Annotated in this window: 15 protein-coding genes; 8 read left to right on the forward strand and 7 right to left on the reverse strand. The window is 62.9% G+C overall.

Going from position 1 to position 16,890, the window contains the following annotated elements:
* The first annotated feature begins 322 nt into the window (after positions 1 to 322).
* Complete coding sequence (locus tag ACNFIC_RS15105; RefSeq protein WP_110994199.1) at positions 323 to 604, forward strand: GNAT family N-acetyltransferase; 282 nt, start codon at positions 323 to 325, stop codon at positions 602 to 604.
* A 60-nt stretch (positions 605 to 664) separates the two neighbouring features.
* Here ACNFIC_RS15105 and ACNFIC_RS15110 read toward each other — a convergent pair whose 3' ends face one another.
* Together ACNFIC_RS15110 and ACNFIC_RS15115 are read right to left on the reverse strand one after the other, a co-directional pair.
* On the reverse strand, positions 665 to 1,741 hold the full coding sequence (locus tag ACNFIC_RS15110) for a 3-deoxy-7-phosphoheptulonate synthase (RefSeq protein ID WP_416781308.1): 1,077 nt from the start codon (positions 1,739 to 1,741) through the stop codon (positions 665 to 667).
* 162 nt (positions 1,742 to 1,903) lie between these two features.
* Positions 1,904 to 2,335 (reverse strand): PilZ domain-containing protein, encoded by a 432-nt coding sequence (locus ACNFIC_RS15115; protein ID WP_416781309.1) that lies wholly within the window; start codon positions 2,333 to 2,335, stop codon positions 1,904 to 1,906.
* Between the two features lie 119 nt (positions 2,336 to 2,454).
* Here ACNFIC_RS15115 and ACNFIC_RS15120 point away from each other — a divergent pair, with 119 nt between their 5' ends.
* The 3 genes from ACNFIC_RS15120 (at position 2,455) to cysB (ending at position 5,089) form a co-directional block, all read left to right on the forward strand.
* A complete protein-coding gene (locus ACNFIC_RS15120; protein WP_138220886.1) occupies positions 2,455 to 3,402 on the forward strand; it encodes a putative 2-dehydropantoate 2-reductase in 948 nt (315 codons plus the stop codon).
* Positions 3,403 to 3,499: 97 nt separating this feature from the next.
* Complete coding sequence (locus ACNFIC_RS15125; protein ID WP_138220885.1) at positions 3,500 to 3,997, forward strand: universal stress protein; 498 nt, start codon at positions 3,500 to 3,502, stop codon at positions 3,995 to 3,997.
* A gap of 117 nt (positions 3,998 to 4,114) precedes the next feature.
* On the forward strand, positions 4,115 to 5,089 hold the full coding sequence (gene cysB / locus ACNFIC_RS15130; RefSeq protein WP_138220884.1) for an HTH-type transcriptional regulator CysB: 975 nt from the start codon (positions 4,115 to 4,117) through the stop codon (positions 5,087 to 5,089).
* A gap of 143 nt (positions 5,090 to 5,232) precedes the next feature.
* Here the strand turns inward: cysB and ACNFIC_RS15135 are convergent, their stop codons facing one another.
* From ACNFIC_RS15135 to ACNFIC_RS15155, 5 genes are all read right to left on the reverse strand, one after another.
* Positions 5,233 to 5,967: a phosphoadenylyl-sulfate reductase gene (locus ACNFIC_RS15135; RefSeq protein ID WP_138220883.1), complete on the reverse strand. Its 735-nt coding sequence runs from the start codon at positions 5,965 to 5,967 to the stop codon at positions 5,233 to 5,235.
* 123 nt (positions 5,968 to 6,090) lie between these two features.
* Entirely contained in the window at positions 6,091 to 7,434 is a 1,344-nt protein-coding gene (pabB, locus tag ACNFIC_RS15140; protein ID WP_416781310.1) for an aminodeoxychorismate synthase component I, read from the reverse strand.
* Between the two features lie 461 nt (positions 7,435 to 7,895).
* Positions 7,896 to 8,876 carry an alpha-L-glutamate ligase-like protein gene (locus tag ACNFIC_RS15145; RefSeq protein ID WP_138220881.1) on the reverse strand — a complete coding sequence of 327 codons (981 nt, stop codon included), beginning with the start codon at positions 8,874 to 8,876 and terminating at the stop codon, positions 7,896 to 7,898.
* Positions 8,876 to 10,411: an inactive transglutaminase family protein gene (locus ACNFIC_RS15150; protein ID WP_416781311.1), complete on the reverse strand. Its 1,536-nt coding sequence runs from the start codon at positions 10,409 to 10,411 to the stop codon at positions 8,876 to 8,878. Before ACNFIC_RS15150 ends, ACNFIC_RS15145 begins: the two co-directional genes overlap by 1 nt.
* A 5-nt stretch (positions 10,412 to 10,416) precedes the next feature.
* Complete coding sequence (locus tag ACNFIC_RS15155) at positions 10,417 to 10,953, reverse strand: ATP-dependent zinc protease (RefSeq protein WP_138220879.1); 537 nt, start codon at positions 10,951 to 10,953, stop codon at positions 10,417 to 10,419.
* Positions 10,954 to 11,238: 285 nt separating this feature from the next.
* Between ACNFIC_RS15155 and ACNFIC_RS15160 the strand changes: the two genes are divergently transcribed.
* The 4 genes from ACNFIC_RS15160 (at position 11,239) to acnD (ending at position 16,887) form a co-directional block, all read left to right on the forward strand.
* Complete coding sequence (locus ACNFIC_RS15160; RefSeq protein WP_138220878.1) at positions 11,239 to 11,955, forward strand: GntR family transcriptional regulator; 717 nt, start codon at positions 11,239 to 11,241, stop codon at positions 11,953 to 11,955.
* Positions 11,952 to 12,842, forward strand: coding sequence for a methylisocitrate lyase (gene prpB, locus ACNFIC_RS15165; protein ID WP_138220877.1), 891 nt, complete (start codon positions 11,952 to 11,954; stop codon positions 12,840 to 12,842). Before ACNFIC_RS15160 ends, prpB begins: the two co-directional genes overlap by 4 nt.
* A 171-nt stretch (positions 12,843 to 13,013) precedes the next feature.
* Positions 13,014 to 14,141, forward strand: a complete 1,128-nt coding sequence (gene prpC / locus ACNFIC_RS15170) for a bifunctional 2-methylcitrate synthase/citrate synthase (RefSeq protein WP_138220876.1) — start codon at positions 13,014 to 13,016, stop codon at positions 14,139 to 14,141.
* Positions 14,142 to 14,298: 157 nt separating this feature from the next.
* Positions 14,299 to 16,887 (forward strand): Fe/S-dependent 2-methylisocitrate dehydratase AcnD, encoded by a 2,589-nt coding sequence (gene acnD, locus ACNFIC_RS15175; RefSeq protein WP_416781379.1) that lies wholly within the window; start codon positions 14,299 to 14,301, stop codon positions 16,885 to 16,887.
* Positions 16,888 to 16,890 lie beyond the last annotated feature (3 nt).

Consider the following 16,890-nt stretch of genomic DNA (forward strand, 5'->3'; position numbering starts at 1 on the left):
TGGTGCGCACGCAACTGGTTGTAGCTGGGGAACTTTTTTGTGAACTAAAGGTGACTTTAACTGTCAGTCAGCGTCATAGCCCAAAGAGCATCAGGCTACTGTTGCGCTCCTCTGGCGAAGGTCGATTAAACCTATGCGTGGCATTTTCTCAAGGGCCGCTTGAGCAATCCCGCACGCGCCGCCTACTATTTGTAGGTGCTCCCACGGCAAGAACGATCCTGATCGCGCAATTGTCCAAGGGGCAGAGGTGGTGCAGAGGAACCTGCGCTGAATAACCCCATTGGTAAGGCAAGGGTCTGCCCAAGACCTGTGAGGAATAGTGATGAGCGAGACGCTGACCATCCACCATGACCAGGCCGGTCATCAGTTCGAGACCAATGTGGACGGTCACCGGGCCTACCTCACGTACATGGACCTGGGCAAGCAGACGCTGGATATCTACCGCACCTTCGTGCCCAACGCTCTGCGTGGTCGTGGCATCGCCGCAGCGTTGACCGAGAAGGCCCTGGAGTACGCCGAGCAGATGGGCTACACCGTGATTCCGTCGTGCTCCTATGTGGAGCGCTACATGGAGCGCCAACAGCGCCACTCCAGCAAAGCCTGAAACGGCGATTGCAGATACGAAAACGCCGGGCATTGCCCGGCGTTTTCGTGTGCGTCAAGCTCAGCCGCGCTGGCGCTGCGGCAGTACGTCCTTGAGCTTGGCGCGCATGCTGCGCAAGGCTTTCTCGGTGGCGGCCCAGTCGATGCAGGCGTCGGTCACCGAAACGCCATACTGCAGCTCGTCCAGGTTCTTTGGAATGGCCTGGCAGCCCCAGTTCAGGTGGCTCTCGACCATCAGGCCGATGATCGACTGATTGCCTTCGAGGATCTGGTTGGCGACGTTTTCCATCACCAGCGGTTGCAGTGCCGGATCCTTGTTGGAGTTGGCGTGGCTGCAGTCGACCATGATGTTGGCCTTGATCTTGGCCTTGGCCAGATCCTGCTCGCACAGGGCGACGCTGACCGAATCGTAGTTCGGCTTACCGTTGCCGCCGCGCAGTACCACGTGGCCGTAGGCGTTGCCCTTGGTGGTGACGATGGAGACGCCGCCCTCCTGGTTGATGCCCAGGAAGCGGTGCGGCTTGGACACCGACTGCAAGGCGTTGATCGCCACGGTCAGGCCACCGTCGGTGCCATTCTTGAAACCGACTGCCGAGGACAGGCCCGAGGCCATCTCGCGGTGGGTTTGCGATTCGGTGGTGCGCGCGCCGATGGCCGACCAGCTGATCAGGTCCTGCAGGTACTGCGGGGAGATCGGGTCGAGGGCTTCGGTGGCGGTGGGCAGGCCTTTTTCGGCCAGGTCCAGCAGCAGCTTGCGGCCGATGTGCAGACCGTCCTGGATCTTGAACGAGTCGTCCAGGTACGGGTCATTGATCAAGCCTTTCCAGCCGACGGTGGTACGCGGTTTTTCGAAGTAGACGCGCATCACCAGGTACAGGGTGTCGGAGACTTCTTCGGCCAACACCTTCAGACGCTCGGCGTACTCGTGGGCCGCCTTGATGTCATGGATCGAGCATGGGCCGACCACCACGAACAGGCGATGGTCCTTGCCGTCGAGAATATTGCGCACCACTTCGCGGCCGGCAGTCACGGTCTGCAGGGCCTTGGCGCTGAGAGGGATTTCCTTCTTGAGCTGATCGGGGGTGATCAAGGTCTCGTTGGAGGCAACGTTAAGGTCATCGATCGGTAAATCAGCCATCGTGTTACTCGTCAGGTCACGGGTGCCGGCCGCCAGCGATCCCCCGTGCGGCCCAGCAGCAGATTGTTCGCAGCGGGGAGGCCGAACCTTAGCGCGTTAGCGGGGGCGCGACAATGGGCTGGGCCCCGTCGATACGGGGTTTTTACGGGCATTGCGGCTTTTTCAGCCCTCGGGCGCGCGCAGGCTGGCCTCGGAAAACGCCTCGGCGTGCAGGCTTACCCATTGCGCGGCGAGTTGTTGCGCATCGCCGTTGGCTGGGGTGTCATGCGCGTGCAGTTGGCAATAGCGATGAATCTGGCAGACCTGCTCGCCCATGCGTGCACCGAACAACGCTTGGCTGTCGGTGAAGGCAATGCCCACCCGGTAGCCCTGTTCCAGCCGCTGGCACCATGCCACGTAGCCTGGGTAGCGGGCGTCCAGGCCAAGCGATGGGAGGAATACCTCCACCGCCGTGCCGGGCCGGTAGGCGCGCGATTGCAGGCAGGCGATGCCGCCCAGGCCTTGGGTGTGCAAGTGGCGGCGGTACAGGCTCGAGGTCGCACGCAAGGTGAGTTCGACCGGAATGTCGTCGGGGTGGGGCAGGTATCCGCACATTGTCGACTCCGTGTCGATTATTTGACATTGTTTCCCCCAGTATAGTGACCGATCAAAAACCGGCTGATTTGCGTGTAGAAAAACGGACGAACAACATGACTCACGCCCAGGAGAACCGTATGAATCCTCGCAGTACCCGCATCGGTATCATTGGCAGTGGGGCCATCGGTGGTTTTTATGGCCTGATGCTGGCCCGTGCTGGCTTCGATGTGCACTTTTTATTGCGCAGCGAGTATCTCGCCGTGCAGGAGCACGGGCTAACCCTCGACAGTGCCCTGCATGGACAGGTGAAATTGGCGGTGCAGGCCTATGCGTCTGCGGCCGACATGCCACCTTGCGACTGGCTGCTGGTGGGCGCCAAGGCCACCAACAATGCCGAGCTGGCACCGCTGATCGTCCAGGCCGCAGCCCCCGGCGCCAAGGTGGTGCTGTTGCAAAATGGCCTGGGCGTCGAGGAGCAGCTGCGCCCGGCGTTGCGGGCCGATATGCACCTGCTCGGTGGGCTGTGTTTTATCTGCGTGCATCGCCAGGCGCCGGGTCAGATCCGTCATCAGGCCCTGGGTGCGGTCAACCTGGGTTACCACAGCGGCCCGGCAGGCCATGACAGTGCCGCACTGGTGGAGGCGGGGGCTGGGTTGTTCCGCGCCGCCGGCATCGACTCCCAGGCCATGACTGATCTCGATCAGGCGCGCTGGCAGAAGCTGGTGTGGAACGTGCCCTACAACGGCCTGTCGGTGCTGTTGCAGGCCAGCACCACGCCACTGATGGCCGATGTGGACAGCCGTGGGTTGGTCCAGGCATTGATGGACGAGGTGGTCGAGGGAGCCAGGGCCTGCGGTCAAGTGCTGCCGCAAGGTTATGCCGCGCACCTGCTGCGCATCACCGAGCAGATGCCGGACTATTGGCCGAGCATGTACCACGACCATGTGCACCAGCGTCCTTTGGAGTTGCAGGCGATCTACGCCGAGCCCCTGCGCAGGGCTGCCGCGGCCGGTTGCCATCTGCCGCGCATGCAGGCGTTGTATCAGGCGCTGGCGTTCCTCGATCGGCGCAACCTGGCGGCCTGAACCGTGCCCAATCAAGCAGCGCCAGACGGCGAGGCGCGTGGGCTGCGCGCTGCTAAGCTCAACCTTGCTCTGCCGCCATGGCTGTTGAGGAGGTCGAATGATCCGCTCCATGCTCTACGCCACCGACCTCGGTGTGTACGCGCCGTTTGTCCTGCAGCACGCGTTGGCGCTGGCGCGGACGTTCAACGCTGAACTGTATGTCATCCATGCGGTAGAGCCCATGGGGCAGTTTGCCGAATCCTTGCTGCAGAGCTACCTCGATGAGCAGACCCTGGACACCTTGCACGGCGAGGGCGTCAATACGGTCATGGCCAACATCGAGCAGCGGGTGTTGGAGAGCTTTCGTGATGAGTTGGGTGAGGAGGCCGACCTTGCACTGATTCGTGCGGTGCGGGTCCGCCAGGGCGATCCGGCCCATGTGATCCTCGAACAGGCCCGGCGCCTGGCGGTCGACCTACTGATCTTCGGTAGCCACAGTGCCGGCGCGGGCGTGGATGTGCCGCTGGGGCGCACGGCGGTGAGGTTGTTGCAGCTGGCATCGGTGCCGGTGTACATGGTGCCGCTGGCGCAGCACCTTGGGCGTAGGAAAACATAACCCTGCCTGTAGGAATCGATGTAACAAAATAGTTCTAGATTTATTGCTGGAGCCACTAATATAGTTATAACTCGTCGCGGCCAGCTGCCGGTGACTCACCGTCTTTGAGGGATATCTATGAAGCTTCAACAACTGCGCTACATCTGGGAAGTGGCGCACCATGACCTCAACGTTTCCGCGACGGCGCAGAGCCTGTATACCTCCCAGCCTGGGATCAGCAAGCAGATCCGCCTGCTCGAGGACGAGCTGGGTGTCGAAGTGTTCGCCCGCAGTGGCAAGCACCTGACCCGCGTCACGCCGGCCGGTGAGCGCATCATCAACACGGCGGGCGAGATCCTGCGCAAGGTCGAGAGCATCAAGCAGATCGCGCAAGAGTTCTCCAACGAGAAGAAGGGCACACTGTCCATCGCCACGACCCACACCCAGGCGCGCTATGCCTTGCCGCCGGTGATCAGCAATTTCATCAAGCAGTACCCGGAAGTGGCGCTGCACATGCACCAAGGCTCGCCGATGCAGATCGCCGAGATGGCTGCCGACGGCACCGTCGACTTTGCCATTGCCACCGAGGCGTTGGAGCTGTTCGGCGATCTGATCATGATGCCGTGCTACAAGTGGAATCGCTGCGTGGTGGTGCCGCAAGGGCACCCGCTGACCAAGCTGCCCAAGTTGACCCTTGAGGCGTTGGCCGAGTACCCAATCGTCACTTATGTGTTCGGTTTCACTGGCCGTTCCAAGCTCGACGAGGCGTTCAATCACCGTGGCCTGACCCCGAAAGTGGTGTTCACCGCTGCCGATGCCGACGTGATCAAGACCTACGTGCGTCTGGGTTTGGGCGTGGGTATCGTGGCCAAGATGGCGGTCGATCCGAAGCTTGACAGTGACTTGGTCTGCCTGGATGCCAGCGAGCTGTTCGAGGCCAGCATCACCAAGATCGGCTTCCGCCGCGGCACCTTCCTGCGTGGTTTCATGTGCGATTTCATCGAGAAATTCGCCCCGCACCTGACCCGTGAAGTGATGGCCAAGGCCATCCAGTGCCACAACAAGCAGGAGCTTGAAGCACTGTTCGAGGGCGTTGAGCTGCCAGTGCACTGAGGGTTAAGCAGCAAGCTTCAAGCTTCAAGAAAAAGCAGCCCGTGTGAAGGCTGCTTTTTACTTTATTGCTTAAAAATTTTAGGGAGCAGGAACAGAACGCAGGTGTTGTGCGGTCTGCTTTTGCTTGCAGCTTGCAGCGGCCCTCAAGCCTTGCTGATCAGGTTGCCGGCGTGCAGCCCGCATTCCTTCTGCGTCGACTCTTCCCACCACCAGCGACCTTCGCGCTCGTGCTGGCGCGGCAGCACCGGGCGCGTGCAGGGTTCGCAGCCAATGCTGATGAAGCCGCGCTCATGCAGGCTGTTGTAGGGCAGCTCAAGCATACGGATGTAACCCCAGACTTCCTCGCTGGTCATCTGCGCCAGGGGGTTGAACTTGTACAAGGTACGCTCGGGGGTGGAGAAGGCGCTGTCGATCTCCAGTGCTGCCACGTGGCTGCGGGTACCCGGGCTCTGGTCGCGGCGCTGGCCGGTGGCCCAGGCGCTGACGGTGGACAGCTTGCGGCGTAGCGGCTCGATCTTGCGTACGCCGCAGCACTCGCCGTGGCCATCCTTGTAAAAGCTGAACAGGCCCTTTTCCTTGACGAATGGGTCGAGCTTGTCGCGGTCAGGGCTGAGGATCTCGATGGGCAGGTTGTACTGCTCGCGTACCTGGTCGATGAAACGGTAGGTCTCTGGGTGCAGGCGCCCTGTATCGAGGCTGAACACCTTGACCTGCTTGTTCAGTTTCCAGGCCATGTCCACCAGCACCACATCTTCGGCGCCACTGAAGGAGATCCACAGGTCATCGCCAAAGTGCTCGAAGGCGAGCTTGAGAATCTCCTGCGGGGACTTGCTGGCGTAGGTCGCGGCCAGGGCGGCGACGTCGAAGGGTTGGCTCATCAGGCGGTTTCCATCGGTTAAGTGGCGCTGTGCGCTCGTAGTGGGCAAATGGTAACAAAAAAAGTCGGAGTAGACCGGCTGAACCTGTGGGCGCGGGCTGGCTCGCGAAGCAGGCGCCTGCGATCACAAGCCCTGCAGGGTCTGCATCAGTATCCGTACCTTGGCGATCGATTCTTCATATTCCGCTTGCCAGTTCGAGTCAGCCACCACCGCGCCCCCGCCCCAGCAGCTCACCTGTCCGTCCTTGATCAGCAGGCTGCGAATGGCGATGGAGCTGTCCATCTCGCCGCGTACGTCCACGTACAGCAGCGAGCCGCAGTACAGTGCCCGGCGCGCAGGCTCCAGCTCGTCGATGATCTGCATCGCGCGGATCTTCGGTGCGCCCGTGATCGAGCCGCCCGGGAAGCTGTCGCCGATCAGGGTCAGCGCGTCCTTGCCGGTGGCCAGGCGCCCAGTGACGCTGCTGACCAGGTGATGAACGTTCGGGTAGCTCTCCAGGCTGAACAGCTCGGGCACTTGCACCGATCCGATCTCGCATGTCCGGCCAATGTCGTTGCGCAGCAGGTCGACGATCATCAGGTTTTCCGAGCGGTCCTTGGGGCTGGTCAGCAGCTCGGCTGCGTTACGCGCATCTTCTGCCGGGTCGCTGGCGCGCGGACGGGTGCCCTTGATCGGGCGGGTCTCGACCTCGCGCTGGTGGACGCGGATGAAGCGCTCGGGCGAGAAACTCAGCAGCGCGCTGTCGGTTCCCAGCTGTTGGTAGCCCGAGAATGGCGTCGGGCAAACGGCCCGAAGGGCCTGGTAGGCGTGCCACGGGTCGCCCTGGCAGGGGGCGCGGAAGCGTTGCGTGAGGTTGATCTGATAGCAGTCGCCGGCCTGGATATAGCGCTGTACCTGGTCGAAGGCTGCACGGTACTGCTCGGCGGACAGGTCGCCGGTCATTGGCGCGAGCAGCGTGAAGGGCTCAGCGGGAGCCTCGGCAGGGGCTTCGAACAGTTGGATCAGTCGCTGGCGCTCAGGCTGGTCCAGGCGGGGATGGAACACCAAATGACTGGTGCGCAACTGGTGGTCGCAGAGCAGTGCCCAGGCGTACAAGCCCAGTTGTGCGTCAGGCAGCCCCAGGTCGTCCACCGCCAGCGCTGGCAATGGCTCCAGGCGACGCCCGAAATCGTAGCTGAGGTAGCCGATCAGGCCCCCGGCAAATGGCAGCTCGCACCCTGGCGGTAACTGGGCTTCGCCGAGGTCGGCCAGCGCTTGGCGCAGCCGTTGCAGATAGTCGCGGCCATCTTCGCCAGGTTGCGTGTGCAACTGCTGCAGCGGCCAGGCGCTGAGCAGGTCGAAGCGGCCGCGCTCGGCACCGGGGCGGGCACTGTCGAGCAGGATCGCGCCGGGTGCGTTGCGCAGGCGTGCGAAATAACAGGCTGGGTCGGCTTGGTAGGGCAGGGGATGGAGGGTACAGGTCGGCATCAGGATGGACGGCGATGAAAAAGCAAGGAGGGCGATTGTAGACCTGTGTAGGAAACGCGCCTAGCGCTGCGGGCGACATTCATGTGTTGGGCGAAGACGCGTGGCCCGAGGATCAATACAAAAATCCTGTAGGAGCGGCCTTGTGTCGCGAAAGGGCTGCGCAGCAGCCCCCGACGATATTGGATAAAGCCAAAATTCTGGGGCCGCTTTGCGGCCCCTTCGCGACACGAGGCCGCTCTCATAGAGCTACACATAACTTGTTGATTTAGAAGGAATCTGTGGGAGCGGGCTTGCCCGCGAACACCGGCAAAGCCGGTGCCATACACCGAGTCGCCTGCTTCGCGGGCAAGTCGGGGCGCCGAACCGCCGCTCCCACAGGGTACGCGGAGCGCTTGCGAAATCAGTTCTCTGCGCGACAGCGCAGCCCAAAGGGCTGGGTGATCTCCTACAGGGGGCGTGTGTCAATTCGGTTGGACGTGGCCGAACAAGCCCTGTGCGACCTTGATCCGCTGCTCGGCGTCTTCGCTGCGACCCTCCTTGGCCAGCATCTCCAGGTGCGCCTCGATGGCATGGGTGCGCTGGGTCAGCCCGCAATCGTTGGCGATCTGGATGTTCAGGCCGGGGCGGGCGTTCAGTTCCAGGATTAGTGGCCCTTTGTCCTGGTCCAGCACCATGTCCACGCCGATGTAGCCCAGGCCGCACAGCTCGTAGCAGCTGGCGGCGAGCTTCATGAAACCATCCCAGTTCGGCAGTTGCACACCGTCCACCGCATTGGTGGTGTCCGGGTGCTTGCTGATGATCCTGTTCAGCCAAGTGCCGCGCAAGGTGACGCCGGTTGCCAGGTCCACGCCCACGCCGATGGCGCCCTGGTGCAGGTTGGCTTTGCCGCCAGACTGACGGGTCGGCAGACGCAGCATGGCCATCACCGGGTAGCCCATCAGCACGATGATGCGGATGTCCGGTACGCCTTCGTAGCTGATGCTTTTGAAGATCTGGTCGGGGGTCACGCGGTATTCGATCAGTGCACGGTCGCGATGCCCGCCAAGCGAATACAGGCCCGTGAGGATGCTCGAGATCTGGTGCTCGATTTCCTCATGGCTGATGATCTTGCCCGATACGGTGCGGTAGCGGTCCTCGAAGCGGTCGGCGATCACCAGGATGCCGTCACCACCTGCGCCTTGCGCGGGCTTGATGACAAAGTCGCTGCGCCCGCCGATGATTTCGTCGAGCTTCTCGATCTGCTTCTCGGTCTCGATGATGCCGTACATCTCCGGCACATGGATGCCGGCCGCCAGGGCGCGCTCCTTGGTGATGATCTTGTCGTCGACGATCGGGTACAGGTGGCGCTTGTTGTACTTCAGGACATAGTCCGCGTTGCGCCGGTTGATGCCCATGATGCCCCGGGCTTCCAGGGCCTTCCACGTCTTGATCAGTCCGAACATCAGCCGTCAGCCTTCTTCAGGAATGCCTTGAAGCGAACGAGCTCGGTCAGGCGGTAGCCGCGGTAGCGACCCATCGCCAGCATGAAGCCCACCAGGATCAGCAGCACGGCCGGGAAGGTGAACACGAAGTACACGGCCTCCGGTACGGTCATCAGCAGGTGCGCCAACGAAGCGGCGAACAGGGTGCCGATGGCCACTTTCATGGCATGCCCGCCACCGCGCTCTTCCCAGGTGATCGACAGGCGTTCGATGGTCATGGTCAGGATCACCATCGGGAACAGTGCCACCGACAGTCCACGCTCCAGCCCCAGCTTGTGGCTGAACAGGCTGATGGCGGCGATCAGCACCACCACGAAGGTCAATACCACCGACAGGCGCGGCAGCATCTGCAACTTGAGGTGTTCGAGGTACGAACGCAGCGACAGGCCCAGCGCGGTGATCACCGTGAACAGCATGATGCCAAAGCCCAGTTGCGTCTCGCGGAAGGCCAGGGCGATCAGTACCGGGGTGAACGTGCCCAGGGTCTGGATGCCGATCAGGTTGCGCAGGATCAGGATGACCAGCACGCCGATCGGGATCATCACCATGATCATGAACGTCTGCTGGGTCTGTAGCGGCAGGCCGTACAGCGAGTACTCGAGGAAGTCTGCGTCGGTGTTCTCGTCGGTCAGCTTGGCCAGGCGGATGGCGTTCATCTCGCTGTTGTTCATGCTGAAGGTCACATTGGCCTTCTTGCCGCCATCGACGCTGATCAGGTTCTCGTCACCGGTCCACCACAGCAGCCGGTCAGCCGGCAGGCCCTGTTCGCCGGTGTCCGGGTTGAAGTACAGCCAGTCGTTGCCGTTGAAGCTGCGCAGCCACAGTTCCGGGGTTTGTGGGGTGTCGGCCACCAGGCGGATGGTGTGCACCTTCTCCAGCGGTACGTGGGCGATGGACAGCAGCAGGTCGATGACCTGGGCCTTTTTCATCGACGACGTGTCGCCGGCCAGCAGCAGCTTGACGTTGTCGTCGTTGAGGTTATTGACCCGCTTGATGGTCTCGCCCACGAAGGTCTCGACGTCGGCCGAGTGTTGGCGGATCGGTGCCAGCAGCGCTTCGGCGGCGATCTTCTCGGGGCCCTCGACGGCCAGGCTGTCGCGGAAGGTCGGGCCCTTGACCTTGGTTTTTTCGTTGCTGTAGCGCTTGGTCAGCACCAGGCGGTAGTACAGAGTCTGGTTGCCGCTGGCGCGGCGCGCCGACCAGGTGACCTTGCGGTTGCCATCGGCACGGTTGACGCTGACCCCGTAGTTGTTGGAGATGAAGCTCTCGTTGAGGCTCACGTAGTCGCGGTTCAGCGGGGGCACGAACATCTGCACCTTGACCGGGTCCTTGGCGCTGGCGACGAACTCGACCTTGGCGTCGATGTTCCACAGATCGTCGGTTTCGTCCTCGGTCACCGGGATGCCCAGGGCGAAGATCTGATAAGCCGTGATGGCCACGCCCAGCAGCACCAGGACGGTGATCAGGACTTTCAGGTGAAGGGTAAGAGAGCGCATCGGGGTTACTCTGCTTTAGGAGCTTCGGTGGCGCAGGCAGGCTTGCCGGCCGCGTATTTAAGGCTTGGATCGACCAGTGCGTCCATGTGCTTGAGGGCCTCGGAGCCGATCAGCAGCGGGAACTGGAAGGCGCTGCGGTCGGTGAGGTTGACCTCGATGGTGCGTTGGGTCTGGCCCATGCAGATATCGAGCTCGATGACCGGTCGGGCGGTGTAGGCCTTGCCGGATTCGGCGTCGTAGTCCCCGGCGCGGCGCTTGATCTTGCTGACGCGGGCCAGGGGGCGTTCGATAGGGTGTTCGTGGGCGGCGTCGATGGCCAGGTAGAAGCGCACCCAGCTTTCGCCGTTGCGTTTGAAACGCTTGATGTCACGGGCGCTGAGCGAGGCGGTCTTGGCCCCGGTGTCGAGCTTGGCCGCCACTTCCAGGTCGAGTTCGCCCAGGCGGGCGTATTCGTTCAGGCCATAGACGGTCTTCTGCGCTGCGGGCGCGAGGGCCGGCAGCACAGCGAGGCAGAGCAGCAGTGAAGCGGGTATGGGTCTCATAATCCTGGCGCGGTGCTGTGCGGGGTTCTGGGCAAGGCGACTGGCCAAGCATCCTTAATTGACTGTCAAGCATGAAAACATGACAGGCAGACGATCCATGCTCCGATTAAAGAGCGCGGCATTCTATCACGCCGATGTGCTGACGCCAGCGCGCCCGCGTTCAGACCACAGTACAGCGGGGTAAGTTCGTTATTAGACAATTGTCGACAATGTTGTTTTTATCTTTGACGTGGAGCTTATGTTTGTCTAGTTTTGCCCGCATGGATGTTAAAGGTGTCGACAATCATGTTGGATGTAGCTTCCGCCGCTGCCGCCTCGCCCGAGGAGACCGAGACACTTTCGGAGAACGTCTTCCGGCGTATCCAGGCGGCGATCGTCAAAGGTGAGATCGCGCCTGGCAGCAAGATCTCCGAGCCAGAGTTGGCGCGTACCTACGGCATCAGTCGCGGCCCGCTGCGCGAGGCGATTCACCGGCTCGAAGGCCAGCGCCTGCTGGTGCGGGTCCCGCACGTGGGCGCGCGGGTGGTTTCGCTGAGCCATGCCGAGTTGATCGAACTGTACGAAATTCGCGAGTCGCTCGAGGGCATGGCGTGCCGCTTGGCCGCCGAACGCATGACTCAGGCCGCCATCGATGAGTTGCGCCACGTGCTCGACACCCACGAGCGCGACGCCGCGTTCCAGGCTGGGCAGGGCTACTACCAGCAGGAAGGCGATTACGACTTCCATTATCGAATCATCCAGGGCAGCGGCAACCAGACCCTCTACAAGATGCTGTGTGGCGAGCTGTACCAGTTGGTGCGCATGTATCGCATCCAGTTCTCCAGCACGCCCAACCGACCACGCCAGGCCTTCGCCGAGCACCATCGCATCCTCGATGCCATCGAAAGCCGTGACGGCGAGTTGGCCGAACTCCTGATGCGCCGCCACATTGGCGCGTCCAAGCGCAATATCGAGCGTCATTATCAAGGCGCCGACAACAATAGCCCACGAGGTGAGTCATGACAGTCAAGAGCACGCCCGGCCAACGTTTCCGCGACGCGGTTGCCGCCGAACATCCGTTGCAGGTGGTCGGGGCGATCAACGCCAATCATGCCCTGCTGGCCAAGCGCGCCGGGTTCAAGGCCATCTACCTGTCCGGCGGCGGTGTCGCGGCAGGCTCGCTGGGCTTGCCGGACCTCGGTATCAGCGGCCTGGACGATGTGCTGACCGATGTGCGGCGCATCACCGATGTCTGCGACCTGCCGTTGCTGGTGGATGTCGACACCGGTTTTGGCGCTTCGGCGTTCAACGTCGCGCGTACCGTGCGCTCGATGAGCAAGTTCGGCGCTGCGGCGATCCACATCGAGGATCAGGTGGGTGCCAAGCGCTGCGGCCATCGTCCGAACAAGGAGATCGTCAGCCAGCAGGAGATGGTCGACCGCATCAAGGCTGCGGTGGATGCGCGCAGTGACGACAGCTTCGTGATCATGGCGCGGACCGATGCCCTGGCAGTCGAAGGCCTGAACGCCGCCCTGGACCGCGCCGCTGCCTGCATCGAGGCCGGTGCCGACATGATTTTCCCGGAAGCCATCACTGAACTGTCGATGTACAAGACCTTCGCCGACCGCGTGCAGGCCCCGATCCTGGCCAATATCACCGAGTTCGGCGCGACGCCGTTATATACCACCGAAGAGCTGGCCTCGGTGGACGTGTCGCTGGTGCTGTACCCGCTGTCGGCGTTCCGCGCCATGAACAAGGCCGCCGAGAACGTCTATCACGCGCTGCGCCGTGACGGCACGCAGAAGAACGTGATCGACACCATGCAAACCCGCATGGAACTCTACGACGCCATTGGCTACCACGCCTTCGAGCAGAGCCTGGATGCGTTGTTCGCGCAGAAGAAGGGCTGAAGATTCAAGATTTTGGTTGGAGCGGCTGGCCTCTTCGCGGGCAAGCCCGCTCCCACAGGGTTATCACTGATGCAAGGTGTAGGTGCAGGCTTGCGCCGCGAAGAGGCCGGTACAGGCCATCCGAATTAGCCAGAAAGACTTCCATAACAAGTTCAAGAAAGGAGAAACCCCATGGCCGAAGCAAAAGTACTCAGTGGCGCGGGCCTGCGTGGCCAGGTCGCCGGCCAGACCGCGCTGTCGACCGTCGGCCAGGCCGGCGCCGGCCTGACCTACCGCGGCTATGATGTGCGCGACCTGGCCGCTGGCGCCGAGTTCGAGGAAGTGGCCTACCTGCTGCTGTACGGCGAGCTGCCCAGCCAGGCTGAGCTTGCCGACTACAAGCGCAAGCTCAAAGGTCTGCGTGACCTGCCCCAAGCGCTCAAGGAGGTGCTCGAGCGCATCCCTCGCGACGCCCACCCGATGGATGTGATGCGCACCGGCTGCTCGGTGCTCGGCACTCTGGAGCCTGAACTGACCTTCGGCGCCCAACACGACAAGACCGACCGCTTGCTGGCGCTGTTCCCGGCGGTGATGTGCTACTGGTACCGCTTCACCCATCATGGCGTGCGCATCGACTGCAACAGCGACGAAGACACCCTTGGCGGCCACTTCCTGCACCTGCTGCATGGCAAGCAGCCCAGCGCGCTGCACGTCAAGGTGATGAACGTGTCGCTGATCCTCTACGCCGAACATGAGTTCAACGCCTCGACCTTCACCGCCCGCGTGTGCGCCTCGACCCTGTCGGATCTTTACTCGTGCATCACCGCTGCCATCGGTTCGTTGCGCGGCCCGCTGCACGGTGGCGCCAACGAGGCGGCGATGGAGCTGATCGAGCGCTTCCAGAGCCCGCAGGAGGCTGCCGCCGAGCTGCTGCGCATGCTCGAGCGCAAGGACAAGATCATGGGCTTTGGCCATGCGATCTACAAAGAGTCCGACCCGCGCAACGAGGTGATCAAGGGCTGGTCGAAGCAGTTGGCCGATGAGGTCGGTGACAAGGTGCTGTACCCAGTCTCCGAAGCAATCGACAAGACCATGTGGGAGCAGAAACGCCTGTTCCCCAATGCCGACTTCTACCACGCCTCGGCGTACCACTTCATGGGTATCCCGACCAAGCTGTTCACGCCGATCTTCGTGTGCTCGCGCCTGACCGGCTGGGCCGCGCATGTGTTCGAGCAACGTGCCAACAACCGCATCATCCGCCCGAGCGCCGAGTACGTCGGCGTTGAACAGCGCGCGTTCGTGCCGATCGAGCGGCGTTGAATAGAAACAGAGAGGCAACCCGTTCCCTTGTGGGAGCGGGCTTGCCCGCGAATGCGCCCGGATGGGTAACGTCTGTGGACCTGCTGACGCATTCGCGGGCAAGCCCGCTCCCACAGGGGCGGTAGAACCTTCCGAACCCTGTGACCGAGCCTGAATGATGAACACTGCATACCGCAAACCCCTGCCAGGCACCGCCCTGGACTATTTCGATGCCCGTGCTGCGGTCGAGGCGATCAAGCCCGGCGCCTACGATGGCCTGCCGTACACCTCCCGCGTGCTGGCCGAGAACCTGGTGCGCCGCTGCGATCCGGCCAGCCTCGATGCCTCGCTCAGCCAACTGATCGAGCGCAAGCGTGACCTCGACTTCCCATGGTTCCCGGCGCGCGTGGTGTGCCATGACATTCTTGGCCAGACCGCCCTGGTGGACCTGGCCGGCCTGCGCGATGCGATTGCCGACAAGGGCGGCGACCCTGCCCAGGTCAACCCAGTGGTGCCGGTGCAACTGATCGTCGACCACTCGCTGGCCGTGGAGTGCGGCGGCTTCGATCCGCAGGCGTTCGACAAGAACCGCGCCATCGAAGACCGGCGCAACGAAGACCGTTTCCACTTCATCAACTGGACCAAGCAAGCGTTCAAGAACGTCGACGTGATCCAGCCGGGCAACGGCATCATGCACCAGATCAACCTGGAGAAGATGTCGCCTGTGGTACACAGCGACCGTGGCGTGGCTTACCCGGACACCTGCGTCGGCACCGACAGCCACACCCCGCATGTCGATGCCCTTGGGGTCATCGCCATCGGTGTCGGCGGCCTGGAGGCCGAGAACGTGATGCTCGGGCGTGCTTCGTGGATGCGCCTGCCGGAAATCGTCGGCGTCGAGCTGAGCGGGCGCCTGGCGCCGAACATCACCGCCACCGATCTGGTGCTGGCCCTGACCGAGTTCCTGCGCAAGCAGAAGGTCGTCGGTGCCTACCTCGAATTCCACGGTGAAGGGGCGCGCGCACTGACCCTGGGCGACCGCGCCACCATTTCCAACATGGCGCCTGAGTACGGTGCCACGGCGGCGATGTTCGCCATCGATCAACAAACCCTCGACTACCTCAAGCTGACCGGTCGCGACGATCAGCAGGTGCAACTGGTGGAAACCTACGCCAAGGCCGCAGGCCTGTGGGCCGACAGCCTGGCCAAGGCCGAGTACGAGCGCACCCTGAGCTTCGACTTGTCGAGCGTGGTGCGCAACCTGGCCGGTCCGTCCAATCCGCACGCCCGCGTGGCCACCAGTGAGCTGGCGGCCAAGGGCATCGCCGGGGCCTGGGAGGAGGTGCCGGGGCAGATGCCCGACGGTGCGGTCATCATCGCGGCCATCACCAGTTGCACCAACACCAGCAACCCGCGCAACGTCATCGCCGCAGGCCTGCTGGCGCGCAACGCCAACCGCCTCGGGCTGATGCGCAAACCTTGGGTCAAGTCCTCCCTGGCGCCGGGCTCCAAGGCTGTGCAGTTGTATCTGCAAGAGGCGGGGCTGGAAAAGGAGCTGGAGCAACTGGGCTTCGGTATCGTTGCGTTCGCGTGCACCACCTGCAATGGCATGTCCGGCGCGCTGGATCCGCGGATCCAGCAGGAAATCATCGACCGCGACCTGTATGCCACTGCCGTGTTGTCGGGTAACCGCAACTTCGATGGGCGCATTCACCCCTACGCCAAGCAGGCGTTCCTGGCCTCGCCGCCGCTGGTGGTGGCGTATGCCATCGCCGGGACCATCCGTTTCGACATCGAAAAAGACGTGCTAGGTGTGGTCGATGGTCAGCCAATCCGCCTCAAGGATATCTGGCCCAGCGATGAGGAAATCGACGCGGTTGTGCGTGCGGCGGTCAAGCCTGAGCAGTTCCGCCAGGTCTACATCCCAATGTTCGCCATCGAGGAGGATCGCGGGCCGAAAGTCGCGCCGTTGTACGACTGGCGCCCGATGAGCACCTACATCCGCCGCCCGCCGTATTGGGAGGGCGCGCTGGCCGGCGAACGCAGCCTGCGCGGCATGCGCCCGCTGGCGGTGCTGCCGGACAACATCACCACCGACCACCTGTCGCCGTCCAATGCCATCCTGCTGGACAGTGCCGCTGGTGAGTACCTGGCCAAGATGGGCCTGCCCGAGGAGGACTTTAACTCCTATGCCACCCACCGTGGCGACCATTTGACCGCCCAGCGCGCGACCTTCGCCAACCCCAAGCTGTTCAACGAGATGGTGCGCAACGACGACGGCAGCGTGCGTCAAGGCTCGCTGGCGCGCATCGAGCCCGAAGGTAAGGTCACGCGGATGTGGGAGGCCATCGAGACCTACATGCAGCGCAAGCAGCCGCTGATCATCATCGCCGGTGCCGACTATGGCCAAGGCTCGTCGCGAGACTGGGCGGCCAAGGGGGTGCGCCTGGCCGGTGTCGAGGCGATCGTCGCCGAAGGCTTCGAGCGCATCCACCGTACCAACCTGGTGGGCATGGGGGTGCTGCCGCTGGAGTTCAAGCCGGGCACCAATCGCAAGACCTTGCAGCTCGATGGCAGTGAGACCTACGACGTGGTCGGCCAGCGCACGCCACGGGCCACGCTGACCCTGGTGGTGACCCGGGGTGATGGCGAGCGGGTCGAGGTGCCGGTGACCTGCCGCCTGGATACTGCCGAGGAAGTGTCGATCTACGAGGCCGGTGGGGTGCTACAGCGCTTCGCCCAGGATTTCCTGGAAGGCACCGCCTAATCA

Source organism: Pseudomonas sp. NY15463, from assembly GCF_048068415.1.
In the GTDB taxonomy this organism is placed as follows: Bacteria; Pseudomonadota; Gammaproteobacteria; order Pseudomonadales; family Pseudomonadaceae; genus Aquipseudomonas; species Aquipseudomonas mosselii_C.

What these genes read in the sequence shown, in the direction of transcription:
- ACNFIC_RS15105 (WP_110994199.1), top strand. Translation starts at nt 323, where the DNA reads ATGAGCGAGACGCTGACCATCCACCATGACCAGGCCGGTCATCAGTTC.
- ACNFIC_RS15110 (WP_416781308.1), bottom strand. Translation starts at nt 1,741, where the DNA reads ATGGCTGATTTACCGATCGATGACCTTAACGTTGCCTCCAACGAGACC.
- ACNFIC_RS15115 (WP_416781309.1), bottom strand. Translation starts at nt 2,335, where the DNA reads ATGTGCGGATACCTGCCCCACCCCGACGACATTCCGGTCGAACTCACC.
- ACNFIC_RS15120 (WP_138220886.1), top strand. Translation starts at nt 2,455, where the DNA reads ATGAATCCTCGCAGTACCCGCATCGGTATCATTGGCAGTGGGGCCATC.
- ACNFIC_RS15125 (WP_138220885.1), top strand. Translation starts at nt 3,500, where the DNA reads ATGATCCGCTCCATGCTCTACGCCACCGACCTCGGTGTGTACGCGCCG.
- cysB (WP_138220884.1), top strand. Translation starts at nt 4,115, where the DNA reads ATGAAGCTTCAACAACTGCGCTACATCTGGGAAGTGGCGCACCATGAC.
- ACNFIC_RS15135 (WP_138220883.1), bottom strand. Translation starts at nt 5,967, where the DNA reads ATGAGCCAACCCTTCGACGTCGCCGCCCTGGCCGCGACCTACGCCAGC.
- pabB (WP_416781310.1), bottom strand. Translation starts at nt 7,434, where the DNA reads ATGCCGACCTGTACCCTCCATCCCCTGCCCTACCAAGCCGACCCAGCC.
- ACNFIC_RS15145 (WP_138220881.1), bottom strand. Translation starts at nt 8,876, where the DNA reads ATGTTCGGACTGATCAAGACGTGGAAGGCCCTGGAAGCCCGGGGCATC.
- ACNFIC_RS15150 (WP_416781311.1), bottom strand. Translation starts at nt 10,411, where the DNA reads ATGCGCTCTCTTACCCTTCACCTGAAAGTCCTGATCACCGTCCTGGTG.
- ACNFIC_RS15155 (WP_138220879.1), bottom strand. Translation starts at nt 10,953, where the DNA reads ATGAGACCCATACCCGCTTCACTGCTGCTCTGCCTCGCTGTGCTGCCG.
- ACNFIC_RS15160 (WP_138220878.1), top strand. Translation starts at nt 11,239, where the DNA reads ATGTTGGATGTAGCTTCCGCCGCTGCCGCCTCGCCCGAGGAGACCGAG.
- prpB (WP_138220877.1), top strand. Translation starts at nt 11,952, where the DNA reads ATGACAGTCAAGAGCACGCCCGGCCAACGTTTCCGCGACGCGGTTGCC.
- prpC (WP_138220876.1), top strand. Translation starts at nt 13,014, where the DNA reads ATGGCCGAAGCAAAAGTACTCAGTGGCGCGGGCCTGCGTGGCCAGGTC.
- acnD (WP_416781379.1), top strand. Translation starts at nt 14,299, where the DNA reads ATGAACACTGCATACCGCAAACCCCTGCCAGGCACCGCCCTGGACTAT.